The sequence below is a fragment of the Thermus sp. CCB_US3_UF1 genome, assembly GCF_000236585.1.
Taxonomy (GTDB): Bacteria; Deinococcota; Deinococci; order Deinococcales; family Thermaceae; genus Thermus.
The window spans coordinates 2,037,891-2,053,527 of the sequence record NC_017278.1; the positions used below are offsets into that span (position 1 = coordinate 2,037,891).

Genomic DNA, 15,637 nt, shown 5'->3' on the forward strand with positions numbered 1-15,637 from the left:
TACTTGGGTATACTTCCCCCCATGAAGGGCCTGATCCTGGCCGCAGGGCGGGGCACCCGCCTCCGCCCCCTCACCCACACCCGTCCCAAGCCCGTGATCCGGGTGGCGGGGCGGCCCATCATCCACTACGCGGTGGAAAACCTCCTGGAAGCCGGGGTGGAGGAGATCGGGGTGGTGGTCTCCCCGGAGACGGGAAAAGACATCCAAGAAGCCCTGGCCGGCTACCCCGTGCGCTACGTCCTCCAGGAGGAGCCCCAGGGCCTGGCCCATGCGGTGGCCGTGGCCCGAGGGTTCCTGGGGGATAGCCCCTTCGTCCTCTACCTGGGGGACAACCTCTTCCAAAAGGGGATCCGTCCCTTCCTCGAGGCCTTCCGCCAAGGGGTGAGCGCGGTCATCGCCCTGGTGCGGGTGGAAGACCCCAGGCAGTTCGGGGTGGCGGTGCTGGAAGGGAAGCGGATCGTGCGCCTTCTGGAAAAGCCCAAGGACCCCCCCTCGGACCTGGCCGTGGCCGGGGTCTACGTCTTCACCCCGGAGGTCCTCGAGGTCATCCAGGACCTCAAGCCCTCGGCCCGGGGGGAGTACGAGATCACCGACGCCATCCAGGGCCTTATCGACCGGGGCCTAGAGGTGGTGGGGGTGGAGGTGGAGGGCTGGTGGAAGGATACGGGCCGGCCCAGGGACCTCCTGGACGCCAACCGCCTCCTCCTGGAGGAGCTCCTGCCCAAAGTGGAGGGCGAGGTGGAAGGGAGCGCCCTTACCGGGCGGGTGGTGGTGGCCCCAGGGGCCCGGGTGGTGGGGAGCACGGTCATCGGGCCGGCCTTCATCGGGGAGGGGGCGGTGGTGGAAGGCGCCTACATCGGCCCCTTTACCTCCTTGGGACCCGGGGCCAGGGTGATGCGCTCGGAGGTGGAGTACTCCATCCTGGAGGACTACGCCGTGTTGGAGGACGTGGCCTTGCGCCTGCAGGAGAGCATCCTGGGGGTAGGGGCGAAGGTCCAAAGCCGCCACGGCCTCCCCCGGGCCCACCGCCTCATCCTGGGGGACCTCTCCCAGGTGGAACTGGCCTGATGGCCGGCCTCCTCCCCCTCCTCACCGAGGCCTACCAAAGCGGCGAGGCCCTGGGTAAGCGGCTCGGGGTAAGCCGAGCCGCGGTGGCCAAGGAGGCCAAGGCCCTAAAGGCGGAGGGCTTCCCCGTGGAGGTGGGCCGCAAGGGGTACCGCATCCAGCCCGGCACCCCCCTCCCCCACCTCTTCCACCCCCGGGGCAGGCTGGGAACCCCTTACCGCTACCTGGGCCGGGTGGGCAGCACCCAGGACGTCCTCCGGGCCTGGGCGGAGGAGGGGGCCCCCGAAGGCGCCCTGGTCCTGGCCGAGGTGCAGGAACGGGGCCGGGGGCGGCAAGGGAGGCCCTGGGAGAGCCGCCCCGGGGCAAGCCTCACCTTCTCCCTCCTCCTGCGGCCCAGGCTGCCCCTCCCTGCCTTGGGGCTTCTCCCCCTTCTCGCGGGCCTGGCCCTTTGGGAAGCCCTGGGCGTGGGGGGGCTCAAGTGGCCCAACGACCTCCTGGCCCCCGACGGTCGCAAGCTGGCGGGGATCCTCCTGGAGGCCAAGGCCGAGGGGGAGGAGGTGGCCTACGCCCTCCTGGGAGTGGGGATAAACGCAGCCTGGGCCCCTGCGGGGGCTGCGGCCCTGGCCGAGTTCTCCCCCTTCTCCCGGAGGGAGGCCCTGGAGGCCTTTCTGGAGCGGCTGGAAGCCCTCCTCCCCCTCTTGGAGGAGCCGGAAGCCCTCCTCCAGCGCTACCGAAGGGCCTCCTACACCCTGGGGCGGAGGGTGCGGGTCCACACCCCCAGGGGCCCCGTGGAGGGCGTGGCCGAGGACCTCCTCCCCGACGGGAGCCTCCGCGTGGGGGGGGTCCGGGTGGGGGCAGGGGAGGTGGAGCTCCTCCGCCCCCAGGATTGAGTGCCCCAGGCTTAGATTTCCCTCATCCTCTGTGCTAGGATAGGGTCAGGTATGTTGGCCCGCATCTTCACCAAGGAAGAGGCCGATGCCCTCCTCCCCGAGCTGCGGCGGGTCCTCTCCCAGATGCGGCAGGCCCAGGAAGGGCTAAGGGAAGTACAAAGAAGGCTTCCCGAGGCCCGGGGCCTGGAGCGGCGGGCCCTGGAGGAGGAGGCCCGCTTCCTCCTCGGCTCCCTGGAGGCGGATGCCCGGTACCTGGCCTCCTTGGGGGTCTTCCTCAAAGACCTGGAACGGGGCCTGGTGGACTTCCCTGCCCGGCTGGGGGGGGAGGTGGTCTTCCTCTGCTGGCAGGAGGGGGAGCCGGAGGTGGCCCACTACCACCCCCTCTCCGGGGGGTTCGCCCAGCGCCGCCCCCTGGGGGAAGCCCCTAGCGGCCTCCCCCTTCCCCCTGCCCACCCCGGCGAAAAGCGTCCAGGCGCCTAAGGTCCTCCCGCACTAGCTCGTCCCGGCCCGCCAGGGACTCCAGGTGGTGGCGAAGCTCGTGCAACAGGGTCTCCCACACCTCCCCTTCCCAGTCAAAACCAGGGCCGGCCACCTGGTGGAAGGAGCCGTAGTAGAGGGCGATGTGCCGCCCCAAGCCCTCAAACCCCCCCAGGGCCGAAGGGGGCCCGGGGTCCAGGTACTCCCCAAGCCGCCATACCCCTTCCAGGCCCGGCTCCCCCTTGGCCTGGGGCAGGACGTGCACCCCCTGCACCCCCCGCTTGAAGGCCTTGGGGATCTCGTCCCAAAGCCGGGCCACCAACTCCAGGAAGGCCTCGTAGGTCATACCGCCCCCTCAAGGCCGATGGTAAGGGTGGCCGGCCCTTAGGGTGAGGAGGCGGTAGAGCTGCTCCAGGAGGACCAAAAGGGCCAGCTCGTGCTGCAGGGTCAGGGGGGAGAGGGAAAGGAGGAGGTCCGCCTCCCGCCGCACCGCCTCGGGATGCCCTTCCGCCCCGCCCACCAGGAAGGCCACCCGCTCCCCTTCCCACCCCTTTAGGAGCCGGAGGAGTTCGGGGGTGGAAAACAGCCTGCCCCGCTCGTCCAGGACCACCCGGCGGTGGCCCTCGGCCTTGGCCAGGAGGTCCTTAGCCTCTTTGACGAAGAGGAGTTCCAAAGGGGCATACCGCCCGATCCTGCCCGCGTACTCCTCCACCCCTAGCCGGGCGTAGGCCAGCCGGGGCTTGCCCACCGCCACCACCCGAAGCCGCATAGGCCTTAGCCTAACCCCAGGGTATACTCAGGGGCGAAGGGAAAGTGGGACCAAGCCCCACCCCGAAAGAGCCCCCAGGCCCTTACCCAGGGCGGGCTCGAGGCGCCACAAGCGCCGGCAAGGAGGGTTTATGGTAAAGGACACCCACCGGTTCCAGCCCTTTACCCCAGAGCCCATAAGGCTCATCGGGGAAAAGGGAGAGTGGCTTGGGGATTTCCCCCTGGACCTAGAGGAAGAAAAGCTGCGCCGCCTCTACCGGGACATGCTGGCGGCCCGGATGCTGGACGAGCGCTACACCATCCTCATCCGCACCGGCAAGACCAGCTTCATCGCCCCCGCCGCCGGCCACGAGGCCGCCCAGGTGGCCATCGCCCACGCCATCCGGCGGGGGTTTGACTGGGTCTTCCCCTACTACCGGGACCACGGCCTGGCCCTGGCCCTGGGCATCCCCCCCAAGGAGCTCTTCGGCCAGATGCTGGCCACCCAGGCCGACCCCAACAAGGGCCGCCAGATGCCCGAGCACCCCGGCTCCAAGGCCCTCCACTACTTCACCGTGGCCAGTCCCATCGCCTCCCACGTCCCCCCTGCCGCCGGGGCCGCCATCAGCATGAAGCTCCTGCGCACCGGCCAGGTGGCGGTCTGCACCTTCGGGGACGGGGCCACCAGCGAGGGGGACTGGTACGCCGGCATCAACTTCGCCGCCGTGCAGGGAGCCCCCGCGGTCTTCATCGCCGAGAACAACTTCTACGCCATCAGCGTGGACTACCGCCACCAGACGGCAAGCCCCACCCTGGCCGACAAGGCCCATGCCTTCGGCATCCCCGGCTACCTGGTGGACGGGATGGACGTCCTGGCCGCCTACTACGTGGTGAAGGAGGCGGTGGAGCGGGCCCGCATGGGCGGGGGGCCGAGCCTGGTGGAACTCCGGGTCTACCGCTACGGCCCCCACTCCTCCGCCGACGACGACACCCGCTACCGCCCCAGGGAGGAGGTGGAGGCCTGGCGGAAGCGGGACCCCATCGGGCGGTTCCAGCGGTTCCTCGAGGCCCAAGGCCTCTGGAACCTGGAGTGGGAGGAGGACCTGAAGGAGGAGATCCGCGCCGAGCTGGAACGGGGCTTGAAGGAGGCCGAGGAGGCTGGGCCCGTACCCCCGGAGTGGATGCTGGAGGACGTGTTCGCCGAGAAGCCCTGGCACCTAAAGCGCCAGGAAGCCCTCCTCCGGGAGGAACTCTAGGAGGTAGCCATGGCCCTCATGACCATGGTGCAGGCCCTGAACCGGGCCCTGGACGAGGAGATGGCCCAAGACCCCCGGGTGGTGGTCCTGGGGGAGGACGTGGGCAAGCGGGGTGGGGTCTTCCTGGTGACGGAGGGCCTCTTACAGAAGTACGGCCCCGACCGGGTCATGGACACCCCCCTTTCCGAGGCGGCCATCGTGGGGGCGGCCCTGGGCATGGCCGCCCACGGCCTGAGGCCCGTGGCGGAGATCCAGTTCGCCGACTACATCTTCCCCGGCTTTGACCAGCTGGTGAGCCAGGCGGCCAAGCTCCGCTACCGCTCCGGGGGACAGTTCACCGCCCCCATGGTGGTGCGCATGCCCTCCGGGGGTGGGGTCAGGGGCGGGCACCACCACTCGCAAAGCCCCGAGGCCCACTTCGTCCACACCGCCGGGCTCAAGGTGGTGGCCGTCTCTACCCCCTACGACGCCAAGGGACTTCTCAAGGCCGCCATCCGGGACGAGGACCCCGTCGTCTTCCTGGAGCCCAAGCGCCTCTACCGCTCGCTCAAGGAGGAGGTACCCGAGGAGGACTACGTCCTGCCCCTGGGCCAGGCGGCCCTGAGGCGGGAGGGGAAGGACATTACCCTGATCGGCTACGGCGCGGTGATGCCCGAGGTCTTGCAGGCGGCGGAGGAGCTGGCCAAAGCGGGGGTTTCCGCCGAGGTCCTGGACCTCAGGACCCTCATGCCCTGGGACCATGGGGCGGTGATGGAGTCCGTGGCCAAGACGGGGCGGGTGGTCCTGGTCTCCGATGCCCCCCGCCACGCTAGTTTCATCAGCGAGGTGGCCGCCACCATCGCCGAGGACATCCTGGACCTCCTCCTCGCCCCCCCCATCCGGGTGGCGGGCTTTGACACCCCCTACCCCTACGCCCAGGACAAGCTCTACCTGCCCACCGTCACCCGCATCCTGAACGCGGCCAAGCGGGCGTTAGACTACTGACGTGCCCTAAGGAGGCCTATGCCCAAGGAAATCCTCATGCCCGAACTCGCCGAAAGCGTGGTGGAAGGCGAGATCCTCAAGTGGCTGGTGGCGGAAGGGGACTACCTCAAGAAGGACCAACCCTTCGTGGAGGTGATGACGGACAAGGTGACGGTGGAGCTCCCCTCCCCCTACGAAGGGGTGCTGGTGAAAAAGCTGGCGAGGGAGGGGGAGGTGGTCAAGGTCCACGCCCCTATCGCCCTCCTCGCCGAGCCGGGGGAAGGGGTGGAACCCCCTGTGCAGGCCCGGGAGGAGCGCTCCATCGTGGAGCCGGGGTTGCCCGCCAAGGAGGAAAAGGAGGACCTCTCCCTCTTCAAGCCCGACCCCACCCAGGTGGCGGTGAAAAACCCCTTCCTCTCCACCCCCCCTACCCCCGAAGCGCCTAAGGGTCCCGGGGGGCGGGTCCTGGCCGTCCCCGCCGCCCGCAAGCTGGCCCGGGAGCTAGGGATCCCCATAGAGGCCGTGCCCGGCTCCGGGCCCTTAGGAAGGGTGCGGGTGGAGGACGTGCGGGCTTACGCCGCCAAGCAGGGGGCCTCGAGGCCAGCCCCACCCCCCCAGGAAGCCCCCAAGGAGGCCCCCAGCCTCCCTCCAGGCTTCCCTCCCCCGCCCCGGTACACCCCCCCCAAGGGGTACGAGGGGCTGGAGGAGCGCGTCCCCCTAAGGGGAATCCGCCGCACCATCGCCCATGGCCTCTGGCAAAGCCACCTCTACACCGTGCGCACCCTCAACGTGGACGAGGCCGACCTCACGGAGCTGGTGGCCCTGCGGGAGCGCCTGAAGCCCGAGGCCGAGCGCCAGGGGGTAAGGCTCACCTACCTGCCCTTCATCGCCAAGGCGGTGGTGCGGGCCCTGAAGAAGTTCCCCATGCTCAACGCCAGCCTGGACGAGGAGCGGCAGGAGATCGTCTACAAGCGCTACTACCACCTGGGCCTAGCCGTGGCCACGGAACGGGGGCTCATCGTCCCCGTGTTGCGGGATGCGGACCGGAAAAGCATCCTGGAACTCGCCCAGGAGATCACCGAGCTCTCGGCCAAGGCCCGGGAGGGGCGGCTTTCCCCTGAGGAGGTGACGGGCTCCACCTTCACCATTACCAACATCGGCTCCGTGGGGGCCACCCTGAGCTTCCCCATCATCAACCTTCCCGAGGCCGCCATCCTGGGGGTGCACTCCATCCGCAAGCGCCCCTGGGTCATGCCCGATGGCTCCATCCAGGCCCGGGACATCATGTACCTCTCCCTTTCCTTTGACCACCGCCTGGTGGACGGGGCCGAGGCGGCCAGGTTCACCCGGGAGGTGATCCGGCTTTTGGAGAACCCCGAGGTTCTCCTCCTGGAAATGTAGGAGGACGCCATGAAAACCTACGACCTGATCGTGATCGGCACCGGACCCGGCGGGTACCACGCGGCCATCCGGGGGGCCCAGCTGGGGCTTAGGGTCTTGGCGGTGGAGGCCGCCGAGGTGGGCGGGGTGTGCCTCAACGTGGGGTGCATCCCCACCAAAGCCCTCCTGCATGCGGCGGAAACCCTGCACCACCTGAAGGTGGCGGAGGGCTTCGGGGTCAAGGCCAAGCCCGAGGTGGACCTGGATCGGCTTGGCGGCTGGCGGGAAAGCGTGGTGAAGCGGCTCACCGGGGGGGTGGCCGGCCTTCTCAAGGGGAACAAGGTGGAGCTGGTGCGGGGCTTCGCCCGCCTCACGGGCCCCAAAGAGGTGGAGGTGAACGGGGAGCGCTACGGGGCCAAAAGCCTCATTCTGGCCACGGGGAGCGAGCCCGCTCCCCTTCCGGGCTTCCCCTTCGGGGAGGAGGTCTGGGACTCCACCCGGGCCCTCAGGGTGGAAGAAGGCCTCCCCAAGCGCCTCCTGGTGATCGGGGGCGGGGCGGTGGGGCTGGAGTTCGGCCAGATCTACCGCCGCCTGGGGAGCGAGGTCACCCTCATTGAGTACATGCCGGAAATCCTCCCCGCCGGCGAGGGGGAAACCGCGGCCCTGTTGCGCAAGGCCCTGGAGAAGGAGGGCCTACGGGTGCGCACCGGGACCAAGGCCACCGGCTACGAGCGGCGGGCGGATGGCCTCCACGTCCGCCTCCAGCCCGCCCAAGGGGGGGAGGAGGAAACGCTGGTGGTGGACCGGATCCTGGTGGCCGTGGGCCGGAGGCCCCGCACCCAGGGCCTGGGCCTGGAGGCCTTGGGGATCGCCCTGGACGAGCGGGGCTTCGTCCGGGTGAACGGCCGGATGGAAACCTCCGTGCCCGGGGTCTACGCCATCGGCGACGTGGCCGGCCCCCCCCTCCTGGCCCACAAGGCCATGAAGGAGGGGATCGTGGCCGCGGAAAACGCCGCTGGGAAGAACGCCTTCTTTGACTACCAGATCCCCAGCGTGGTCTATACCTCCCCCGAGTGGGCCGGGGTAGGCCTCACGGAGGAGGCGGCGAAGCGGGCCGGGTACAAGGTCAAGGTGGGGCGGTTTCCCCTCTCCGCTTCTGGTCGGGCCCTTACCCTGGGGGGGGCGGAAGGGCTCATCAAGGTGGTGGGGGACGAGGAGAGCGACCTCTTGCTGGGGGTCTTCATCGTGGGGCCCCAGGCGGGGGAGCTCATCGCCGAGGCCACCCTGGCCCTGGAAATGGGAGCCACGGTGGCGGACCTGGCCCTCACCGTCCACGCCCACCCTACCCTCTCCGAGGGGCTCATGGAGGCGGCGGAGGCCCTGCACAAGCAGGCGGTCCACATCCTGAACCGCTAGCGGATCTCCCGTCCGCCCCAGCGCTCCAAAAGCTTCAGGGCCTCCACGTGGTCGGCCTCGGGACCCAGTTCCCGCTTGGCCGCCTCGTAAAGTTCCCGGGTCAGGCGGAGGAGGGGGCTCGGGTCCTTGGCCCCCTCCAGCACCCCCATGGCGATGCCCAGGTCCTTGACCAGAAGGCCCAGGGCGAAGGTCTTGGGGAAGGCCCGGGTCAGGACCCGCTCGGGGATGAGGTTTTCCGTGGCGTTGGAGCGGCCCGAGGAGGCGTTGATGACCTCGAGGGCCTTCTCGGCGGAAACCCCCTGGCCCACCAGGGCCAAAAGCCCCTCCCCCGCGGCCCAGAGGTTCACCGCCAGGAGGGCGTTGTTGATGGCCTTGACCGCATGCCCCGCCCCCACGGGCCCCACGTGGACCACCTTGCCGGCGTAGGCCAGGTAAGGCCTCACCCGCTCCACCGCCTCCTCGGGACCCCCTAGCATCACCGTAAGGGTGCCCCGGGCCGCCCCCAGGGTCCCGCCGGAAACGGGGGCGTCCAGGTAGGTAACCCCCTGGGCCCCAAGGCGCTCCGCCAGCCTGCGGCTGGCCTCGGGCTCGCCGCTGGTGGCGTCCACCCAGTAGGTTCCGGGCCGCAGGTGGGGCAGGAGGGCCTCGGCCACCTCCACCACCTCCTTGGTGGTGGGCAGGCAGGTGAAGATCACCCCCGCCTCGGCCACCCGCTCCAAGGGCACGGCCTGGGAGCCGAACTCCTCCTGGTGCCTGAGGGCCTTGGCGAAGGTCCGGTTCCAGACCAGGGTGGGGAAACGCCGCGCCAGGTGCCCGGCCATGGGGTAGCCCATGGCCCCCAGTCCGAGGAAGGCCACCTTTTCCATGCCCCCTTTTTACCAGAGGCGCAGGAGCTTGGCGAGGCCCCTCAAGCCCAGGAGGAAAAGAAGGCTAAAGCCCATGGCCACCCCCAGGAAGACGAAGAACCCGGGGCCAAAACTGCCCCCAAGGACCATCTGCCGCAGCCAAAGCCCCGCGGGCAGGGCAAGGAGCCAGGAGAGGAGGAGGTTGGCCCAGGTGGGCCTGCGGTAGGTGCCGAGGAAGGGGGCCAGGAGGAGCCAGACGAAGAGCACGGGGAGGACGTTGCGGGCAAGCCCCGCCAGGGTGAGGGCCTGGCCGTGGGAGGCGAGGCCCGTCCCGGCGAAGAGGAGGAGGGCCAGGAGGTCCAGGAGGAAGAGGGATGGGAAGGACCTGCGCTCCCTGGTCATGGCCCCATTTTAGGCCCTGGGTGGGCGGTGGCCTCGAGGAAGACCCGGTCCGCCCGGTAGGAGCTCCGCACCAAGGGCCCGGAAAAGACCTCCCGGAAGCCCAGCCCATACCCCCAGGCCTCGTACCTCTTGAAGTCCTCGGGGGGCACATAGCGTTCCACGGGCAGGTGGGCCGGGGTGGGCCGCAGGTACTGGCCCAGGGTGAGGATGTCCACCCCCGCGGCCCTCAGGTCCCGCATGGCCTCCAGGATCTCCTCCTCCGTTTCCCCAAGGCCCAGCATGAGGCTGCTCTTGGTGAGGACCCCGGGACGGTACCGCTTGGCGTGGGCCAGGACCCGTAGGGTCTGCTCGTACCCCGCCCGCGGGTCCCGCACCTTGGGGGTGAGGCGGCGCACGGTTTCCAGGTTCTGGGCATAGACCTCTGGGGAAGCGTCCAGGACGGTTTCCACCGCCTTGAGGTCCCCCTGGAAGTCGGGGGTGAGGGCCTCCACCAGGACCCCTGGGGCCTTTTCCTTGATGGCGCGGATGGTGGCGGCAAACTGGGCGGCCCCTCCGTCGGGCAGGTCATCCCGGTCCACGCTGGTGAGGACCACGTAGCGGATGCCCAGGCGGGCGATGGCCTCCGCCACCCGAAGGGGCTCCTCGAGGTCCACGAGGCCTTTGGGGTTCCCTGTGTGCACGGCACAAAACTTGCAGGCCCGGGTGCAGATATCCCCCAGGATCATCACCGTGAGGGTGCCGTGGGTCCAGCACTCCCCCACGTTGGGGCAGAGGGCCTCCTGGCAGACGGTGTGGAGGCGAAGCTCCTCTACCGTCTGCTTCAGGGCCTGGTAACGGGCCCCCGTGGGCAGGGTGGCCCGGAGCCAGGCGGGCTTGTGGCGGTCTATGGGCTCGGGCCGGACCTGGGCCAGGCCCCGCTTGACCACCTTGAGCTCCACCACCTCCCCGTTGGGGGAGAGAAGTTCCACGGTTTCAAACTTGGGCTTCATGCCGCGCTCCTTTCCACCTGGGGGTGAGGCCGAAGACCTCGGCCAAGGCGGCCACCACCCGCTCCTTGACCTCGGGCATGGGCACCTTGCGGCCCAGGAGGCGCTCCAAGGAGGTAACCCCCTTGCCCTTGAGGCCGCAGGGGACGATGACGGAAAAATCGTTCAGGTCCGTGGAGACGTTCAGGGCGAAGCCGTGGAAGCTCACCTCCTCCTTCACCGCCACCCCGATGGCGCAAAGCTTGTCCTCCCCCACCCAGACCCCAGCGTAGCCGGGGCTGGGCTGGGCCTGGATGCCGTAGGCCGCCGCCACCCGGACGATGGCCTCCTCCAGCTGGCGCAGGAAGCGGCGCACCTCCCGGCCCACGGGGAAGATGGGGTAGCCCACCAGCTGCCCCGGGCCGTGGTAGGTCACGTCCCCGCCCCGCTCCACCCAGTAGAGGGCAAACCCGTTCTCCCAATACCAGCTTTCGGGGAAGAGGAGGTTCTCCCCCGTGGCCTTCCGCCCCAGGGTGATGACCCGGGGGTGCTCCAGGAGGAGAAGGGTGGGAGGGCGTTCCCCCTTGGCCACCTCCCGGTGCACCGCCTTCTGGTAGGCCCAGGCTTCCCCGTAGGGAAGGAGGCCCAAGTCCTCCACCAGGAACTCCACGCCCCTAAGCATACGCCAGGGAGGCAGGGGCTCCAAGGGGAAGGCCACAAACCTGACCGGGGCCTGACGGGGGCGCCCAACACTAAGACCATGGACCTGGAAACCCGGCTGGAGATGCTCCTGGAGCTGGCCCCGGAGACCCTGGAACCCGGCCTGGCCGAGCGCCTCATGGACGAGGTGCTCGGGGTCCTCAGGCGGCACCTGCCGGTGAAGGCCCTCGAGGCCCGCCTGGAGAAGCGGGAAGGCCACCTGGTCTTCCTGGCGGCGGTGGAGCTGGCGGACTAGGCCCCGAGGAAGCGGGCCACGAGCCGGTCCCGGAGGCCCGGGGGCAGGAGGCGGAGGAGAAGGGTCTCCCGGGCCCGGGCGGGGTGGGCCACCAGGTAGCGGGCCTTGGGGTGGGGGGTTTCCAGGGCCTCCCGCACCGCCTGGGCCACCCGCTCCGGGGGAAGCCCCCTTTGGGCGCTTCTTTGCGCCAGCCTCCGGGCTGTTTCCAGGTAGCGGCCATAGACCCCTTCCGTGCCCGGGGGCGGGGGCTCCAGGTACCCTTCTGCCCGGCGCAGGGAGCGCTCCCAGATGGGGGTGGCCACGGAACCCGGCTCCACCAGGACCACCCGCACCCCAAAGGGCAAAAGCTCCACCCGGAGGGCATCGGCCAGGGCCTCGAGGGCGAACTTGCTGGCCGCGTAAGGCCCCATGAGGGGCAGGGCCACCAGGCCGGACACCGAGCCCATGAGGACCACCCTTCCCCGGCTCCGCCGCAGGAGGGGCAAAAAGGCCTTCACCGAGGCGAAGGCCCCCAGGACGTTCACCTCCAGGGCCTCGCGGAAGGCGGGGAGGGGCACCAGCTCTAAAGGCCCCGCCACCGCCACCCCGGCGTTGGCCACCAGGGCGTAAAGCCCCTCCTCGGCCAGGGCTTCCCGGGCCCGCAGGAGGTCCTCCTCCCGGGTCACGTCCAGAAGGAGGGGCTCCACCCCCAGGCCCCTCAGCCTCACCCCGTCCTCCTCCCGCCGCACCCCGCCGTAGACCCGGTAACCCCTTTGGGCCAACAGGTGGGCGGTGGCCAGGCCGATGCCGCTTCCCGCCCCCGTGACCAGAACCGCCCGCGCCATTTACACCCAGTTTACCTTTTTCCCGCCTTGGACGTACAATCCTGGGCAAACCGGAGGCCACATGTGGGGTAGAAAGGTGCAGCAAAGGATCTACCTGGCAGGGCTTTGGGGAGAAAAACCCCCGGTGCCCGTCCATCCCGAGGCGTTGGCCGAGGCGGCGCGCCGGCGCATGTCCCTCGAGGCCTGGGCCTACGTGGCCGGAGGGGCCGGGCTGGAGCGCACCATGGCGGAAAACCGCCAGGCCTTTGACCGCTACCGCCTCCTTCCCCGGATGCTCCGGGGAGCCCCACCCCCAGCCCTGGGCCTAAGGGTCTGGGGAAAGGCCTGGGCCGCCCCCCTGTTCCTGGCCCCCATCGGGGTCCTGGAGCTGGCCCACCCCCTGGGGGAGCTGGCCGCGGTGCGGGCCGCCGCCCGGAAGGGGGTCCCCTTCATGGTCTCCAACCAGAGCTCCTACCCCTTAGAAAGGGTGGTGGAGGCGGCCCGGGCGGTGAACCCGGAGGCCTTGGTCTTTTTCCAGCTCTATCACTCCAGCGACCCCCGGGTGGTGGAGAGCTTCCTCCGGCGGGCCCAAAGGGCCGGGTGCGCCGGGGTGGTCCTCACCGTGGACACCGTCCAGCTGGGATGGCGCCCCCGCGACCTGGACCTGGGCCACCTGCCCTTCCTCAAGGGGCAAGGCCTGGCCCAGTACCTCACAGACCCGGCCTTCATGGCCGCCCTGGACGAGCCCCTGGAAGGGCCTGCCCTCAAGGCCCCACGGAGCCTGGCCCTCCTCCGGGCCCTTTGGACCCTGCGCCGGACGGGAAGCAGGGTGGGGGTGCGGGGCCTGGGCCGCCTCCTCCGGGCGGTGCGCCGCTTCGTGGCCACCTATTCCTTTCCCGAGCTCTCCTGGGAGGAGGTGCGCCGGGTGCGGGAAGCCACCCCCCTACCCCTGCTCCTCAAGGGCATCCTCCACCCGGAGGACGCGGCCCGGGCCGTGGCCCTAGGGGTGGACGGGATCTACGTGTCCAACCACGGGGGCCGGCAGGTGGACGGGAGCCTCCCGGCCCTGGAGGCCCTCCCCAGGGTCGTCCAGGCCGTGGAGGGGCGGGTGCCGGTCCTGATGGATAGCGGCGTCCGCACCGGGGCGGACGCGGTCAAGGCCCTGGCCCTGGGGGCCAAGGCGGTGGGGCTCGGGCGGCCCTACGTCTACGGCCTGGCTCTCCGGGGGGAAGAGGGCGTGGAGGCCGTTCTGGACCACTTCCTGGCGGAGATGGAACTCACCTTGGCCCTCTCGGGGGTGGGCCGCCTGGAAGAGGTAGGCCCCCATCTCCTCGCCCCGGGGCCCTAAAGGCTGGGGCGGGGCCCAAGGCCCCGCCCCTTGCGGCCTGCCGGGCATCCTTACTGGGCCACCACGCTCACCTTAAGCCGGATGGGCACCTCGGGGTGGGGCTTGTAGGTGAGGACGTACTCCCCCAGCTCCTTGATGGGCCGCTCCAGCCCCAGGCGCTTGGGATCGATGGTGATGCCGTGCTGGCGGGAAAGGGCCTCGGCCACGTCCTTGGCGGTCACGGAGCCGTAGATCTTGTTCTCCCCCGCCCGCACCGGGATGGTGAGGGTAAGGCTCTCCAGGATTTCCTTGAGGCGCTCGGCCTCGGCCTTGCGCTCCGCCAGGCGCTTGGCCTGGGCGCGGATCTTGGCCTCCAGGGCCTTGAGGTTGCTCTCGGTGGCCAAAACGGCCAAGCCCCGGGGCAGGAGGTAGTTCTTGGCGTAGCCGGGCTTGACCCGCACCACCTGGCCCACGTCGCCCAGGTTCTCCAGGGGTTCCAGCAGGATGACCTTCACGCTTCACCCCCTACTTGCGCACCAGCTTCTCCGTGAAGGGCAAGAGCCCCAGGATCCGCGCCCGCTTGATGGTGCGGGCCAGGATCCGCTGCTCCTTGGCGGTCAGCCCCGTGCGGCGACGGGGGAGGATCTTCCCCGTCTCCGAGAGGAACCGCTTCAGCACCTCCACGTTGCGGTAGTCCTTGAGGTCAAACTCCCCCAGGCTGGCCTTCACCTTGGCCTTCCGGGAGGGGCGCCTTTGCGCCTCCTTCTTGGGTTTCGCGTTCTTCGTGCTCAAAACGGCAAATCCTCCTCCGGCGGGAAGTCTTCCAGTCCATCGTCAATATCCACCCCACCCGTCTGGGCGGGACGCGCCTTGGGCGCATCCTGGGACCCGCTTCCGCCGGCCTGGGCAGGTCCACGGGTGGGTTGCTCCAAGCGGAGGGCTTCCACACGGGTCTGGAAGCGGCGCTCTCCGTTGGAGCCAGTCCAGGAGTCATTCACCAAACGGCCGATCACCAAAAGCCCATCGCCCCGCCTCAGCTCCCCGGCCCACTCGGCCAGTTCGCGCCAGGCCTGAACCTCAATGAAGTGGGTCCTCTCCTCCTCGCCGCCTTGCCCCCGGCGGCGCTCGTTCACCGCTAAGCCCAGCCGGGCCACCGCCGTGCCCTGGGGGGTGTAGCGGAGGTCGGGGTCGCGGGTCAGGTTGCCCATGAGGAGGACCTGGTTGAGGGCGTGGCGGAGCCTGGGCTGGCTCCTGGCATCCTCCTGGGTCTCGCGGCCTCGAGGCTCCAGGGGGTCCACAAACTCCCCCCGCACCTGGAGCTCGCTCCGCTTCTCCCCCTCCCGCTCCCACTGGCGGTACTCCAGCCGCCCCTCCACAAAGAGGAGCTGTCCCTTCTTCAGGGTATCCCCCCACATCTCCGCCTGACGGCCCAAAAGGCGCACCCGGTGGTACCAGGGAACCTCCCGCCCTTGGCCCCCGCTTTCCAGGTAGTCCTGGCCGGCCAAGGTGAGGTCCAAGACGGCCAACCCCCCCGGGGTGTAGCGCATGTCCGGCGGGGCGGCGAGGGCGCCGATGAGAAAGACACGGTTCAGGCCTCTGGCCATGGGATCAGTTTACGCCTTGGCGAGGAAGGGCTCCTGCACCTTGACCACCATCACCCGGCGCACGTTGTCGCGCAGGCGAAGCTCCCGGGCCAGGTCATTGGCCCGGTTCTCGGGCATCTCCACCAGGTAGAAGAGGAAGTAGCCCTGGGTGTCCTTGGCGATGGGGTAGGCCAGGCGGCGCAGCCCCCACTCCTCCACCTTTTCCACCTTGGCCCCGAAGCCCTCGAGGGCCTTGGCGATGATCTCCTTCTCCAGGGTGAGCTGGGACTGGTCCAGGTTGGGGCTCAGGATGATGTTGACCTCGTACTTGCGCATCTCCACCTCCTCTCCGGGCCCGGCAGGCCGCACGAGGAAAGATTATACCCCCTTGGCCCAAAAGATAAAAGACCCGGGGGGGCCCTAAGGCCCCCCTTCTGGCTCCGCGGGCAGGATTCGAACCTGCGACCAACCGGTTAACAGCCGGCCGCTCTACCAGCTGAGCTACCGCGGACCGACCGCACTTGGCACTATACCAGTCCCCCCCGGCTAGCGTCAAGAAGCGG

General features: G+C 69.6%; 20 protein-coding genes and 1 tRNA gene. 9 read left to right on the forward strand and 12 right to left on the reverse strand.

What is annotated here, in order from left to right:
- The first annotated feature begins 21 nt into the window (after positions 1-21).
- From TCCBUS3UF1_RS10175 to TCCBUS3UF1_RS10185, 3 genes are read left to right on the forward strand one after another with little or no spacing between them, the layout of a single operon-like run.
- A complete protein-coding gene (locus tag TCCBUS3UF1_RS10175; protein ID WP_014516424.1) occupies positions 22-1,068 on the forward strand; it encodes a glucose-1-phosphate thymidylyltransferase in 1,047 nt (348 codons plus the stop codon).
- The gene (locus TCCBUS3UF1_RS10180) at positions 1,068-1,955 is read left to right on the forward strand and encodes a biotin--[acetyl-CoA-carboxylase] ligase (RefSeq protein WP_014516425.1); all 888 of its coding nucleotides are present in this window, start codon (positions 1,068-1,070) and stop codon (positions 1,953-1,955) included. The genes TCCBUS3UF1_RS10175 and TCCBUS3UF1_RS10180 overlap by 1 nt, the downstream gene beginning before the upstream one ends.
- 51 nt (positions 1,956-2,006) lie before the next feature.
- On the forward strand, positions 2,007-2,435 hold the full coding sequence (locus TCCBUS3UF1_RS10185) for a DUF2203 domain-containing protein (protein ID WP_014516426.1): 429 nt from the start codon (positions 2,007-2,009) through the stop codon (positions 2,433-2,435).
- Here TCCBUS3UF1_RS10185 and TCCBUS3UF1_RS10190 read toward each other — a convergent pair.
- Positions 2,380-2,778, reverse strand: coding sequence for a metallopeptidase family protein (locus TCCBUS3UF1_RS10190; RefSeq protein WP_041433888.1), 399 nt, complete (start codon positions 2,776-2,778; stop codon positions 2,380-2,382). The genes TCCBUS3UF1_RS10185 and TCCBUS3UF1_RS10190 overlap by 56 nt on opposite strands.
- A gap of 9 nt (positions 2,779-2,787) precedes the next feature.
- A complete protein-coding gene (locus TCCBUS3UF1_RS10195; RefSeq protein WP_014516428.1) occupies positions 2,788-3,201 on the reverse strand; it encodes a 23S rRNA (pseudouridine(1915)-N(3))-methyltransferase RlmH in 414 nt (137 codons plus the stop codon).
- A gap of 130 nt (positions 3,202-3,331) precedes the next feature.
- Here TCCBUS3UF1_RS10195 and TCCBUS3UF1_RS10200 point away from each other — a divergent pair, with 130 nt between their 5' ends.
- Genes TCCBUS3UF1_RS10200 through lpdA form a run of 4 tightly spaced genes read left to right on the forward strand, consistent with a single transcriptional unit; the run spans position 3,332 to position 8,194 of the window.
- A complete protein-coding gene (locus TCCBUS3UF1_RS10200) occupies positions 3,332-4,435 on the forward strand; it encodes a thiamine pyrophosphate-dependent dehydrogenase E1 component subunit alpha (protein ID WP_014516430.1) in 1,104 nt (367 codons plus the stop codon).
- Between the two features lie 9 nt (positions 4,436-4,444).
- The gene (locus TCCBUS3UF1_RS10205; protein ID WP_014516431.1) at positions 4,445-5,419 is read left to right on the forward strand and encodes an alpha-ketoacid dehydrogenase subunit beta; all 975 of its coding nucleotides are present in this window, start codon (positions 4,445-4,447) and stop codon (positions 5,417-5,419) included.
- Between the two features lie 18 nt (positions 5,420-5,437).
- Entirely contained in the window at positions 5,438-6,799 is a 1,362-nt protein-coding gene (locus TCCBUS3UF1_RS10210; protein WP_014516432.1) for a dihydrolipoamide acetyltransferase family protein, read from the forward strand.
- A gap of 9 nt (positions 6,800-6,808) precedes the next feature.
- Positions 6,809-8,194: a dihydrolipoyl dehydrogenase gene (gene lpdA, locus TCCBUS3UF1_RS10215; protein WP_014516433.1), complete on the forward strand. Its 1,386-nt coding sequence runs from the start codon at positions 6,809-6,811 to the stop codon at positions 8,192-8,194.
- Here lpdA and TCCBUS3UF1_RS10220 read toward each other — a convergent pair.
- From TCCBUS3UF1_RS10220 to lipB, 4 genes are read right to left on the reverse strand one after another with little or no spacing between them, the layout of a single operon-like run.
- Entirely contained in the window at positions 8,191-9,060 is an 870-nt protein-coding gene (locus TCCBUS3UF1_RS10220; RefSeq protein ID WP_014516434.1) for an NAD(P)-dependent oxidoreductase, read from the reverse strand. The genes lpdA and TCCBUS3UF1_RS10220 overlap by 4 nt on opposite strands.
- Before the next feature lie 9 nt (positions 9,061-9,069).
- Positions 9,070-9,441: a DUF3054 family protein gene (locus TCCBUS3UF1_RS10225; RefSeq protein ID WP_014516435.1), complete on the reverse strand. Its 372-nt coding sequence runs from the start codon at positions 9,439-9,441 to the stop codon at positions 9,070-9,072.
- Positions 9,438-10,430 carry a lipoyl synthase gene (gene lipA, locus TCCBUS3UF1_RS10230; RefSeq protein WP_014516436.1) on the reverse strand — a complete coding sequence of 331 codons (993 nt, stop codon included), beginning with the start codon at positions 10,428-10,430 and terminating at the stop codon, positions 9,438-9,440. Before lipA ends, TCCBUS3UF1_RS10225 begins: the two co-directional genes overlap by 4 nt.
- Positions 10,414-11,076: a lipoyl(octanoyl) transferase LipB gene (gene lipB / locus TCCBUS3UF1_RS10235; protein ID WP_155983294.1), complete on the reverse strand. Its 663-nt coding sequence runs from the start codon at positions 11,074-11,076 to the stop codon at positions 10,414-10,416. Before lipB ends, lipA begins: the two co-directional genes overlap by 17 nt.
- Positions 11,077-11,166: 90 nt before the next feature.
- Here lipB and TCCBUS3UF1_RS10240 point away from each other — a divergent pair, with 90 nt between their 5' ends.
- Positions 11,167-11,361 (forward strand): hypothetical protein, encoded by a 195-nt coding sequence (locus TCCBUS3UF1_RS10240; protein ID WP_041433889.1) that lies wholly within the window; start codon positions 11,167-11,169, stop codon positions 11,359-11,361.
- On the opposite strand, the gene TCCBUS3UF1_RS10245 is transcribed toward TCCBUS3UF1_RS10240, so the two are convergent.
- Positions 11,358-12,185: an SDR family oxidoreductase gene (locus TCCBUS3UF1_RS10245; protein ID WP_014516438.1), complete on the reverse strand. Its 828-nt coding sequence runs from the start codon at positions 12,183-12,185 to the stop codon at positions 11,358-11,360. The two genes, TCCBUS3UF1_RS10240 and TCCBUS3UF1_RS10245, sit on opposite strands and share 4 nt — an antisense overlap.
- Before the next feature lie 61 nt (positions 12,186-12,246).
- On the opposite strand from TCCBUS3UF1_RS10245, the gene TCCBUS3UF1_RS10250 reads away from it, so the two are divergent.
- The gene (locus TCCBUS3UF1_RS10250) at positions 12,247-13,512 is read left to right on the forward strand and encodes an alpha-hydroxy-acid oxidizing protein (protein WP_014516439.1); all 1,266 of its coding nucleotides are present in this window, start codon (positions 12,247-12,249) and stop codon (positions 13,510-13,512) included.
- A gap of 50 nt (positions 13,513-13,562) precedes the next feature.
- On the opposite strand, the gene rplI is transcribed toward TCCBUS3UF1_RS10250, so the two are convergent.
- The 5 genes from rplI to TCCBUS3UF1_RS10275 all read right to left on the reverse strand — a co-directional run bounded on the left by rplI (position 13,563) and on the right by TCCBUS3UF1_RS10275 (position 15,585).
- Positions 13,563-14,006 (reverse strand): 50S ribosomal protein L9, encoded by a 444-nt coding sequence (gene rplI, locus TCCBUS3UF1_RS10255; RefSeq protein ID WP_014516440.1) that lies wholly within the window; start codon positions 14,004-14,006, stop codon positions 13,563-13,565.
- A 10-nt stretch (positions 14,007-14,016) separates the two neighbouring features.
- Positions 14,017-14,283 (reverse strand): 30S ribosomal protein S18, encoded by a 267-nt coding sequence (rpsR, locus tag TCCBUS3UF1_RS10260; RefSeq protein WP_014516441.1) that lies wholly within the window; start codon positions 14,281-14,283, stop codon positions 14,017-14,019.
- The gene (gene ssb, locus TCCBUS3UF1_RS10265) at positions 14,280-15,095 is read right to left on the reverse strand and encodes a single-stranded DNA-binding protein (RefSeq protein ID WP_041433890.1); all 816 of its coding nucleotides are present in this window, start codon (positions 15,093-15,095) and stop codon (positions 14,280-14,282) included. Before ssb ends, rpsR begins: the two co-directional genes overlap by 4 nt.
- A 9-nt stretch (positions 15,096-15,104) precedes the next feature.
- On the reverse strand, positions 15,105-15,410 hold the full coding sequence (rpsF, locus tag TCCBUS3UF1_RS10270) for a 30S ribosomal protein S6 (RefSeq protein WP_014516443.1): 306 nt from the start codon (positions 15,408-15,410) through the stop codon (positions 15,105-15,107).
- 99 nt (positions 15,411-15,509) lie between these two features.
- Positions 15,510-15,585, reverse strand: a tRNA-Asn gene (locus tag TCCBUS3UF1_RS10275).
- Between the last annotated feature and the right edge of the window lie 52 nt (positions 15,586-15,637).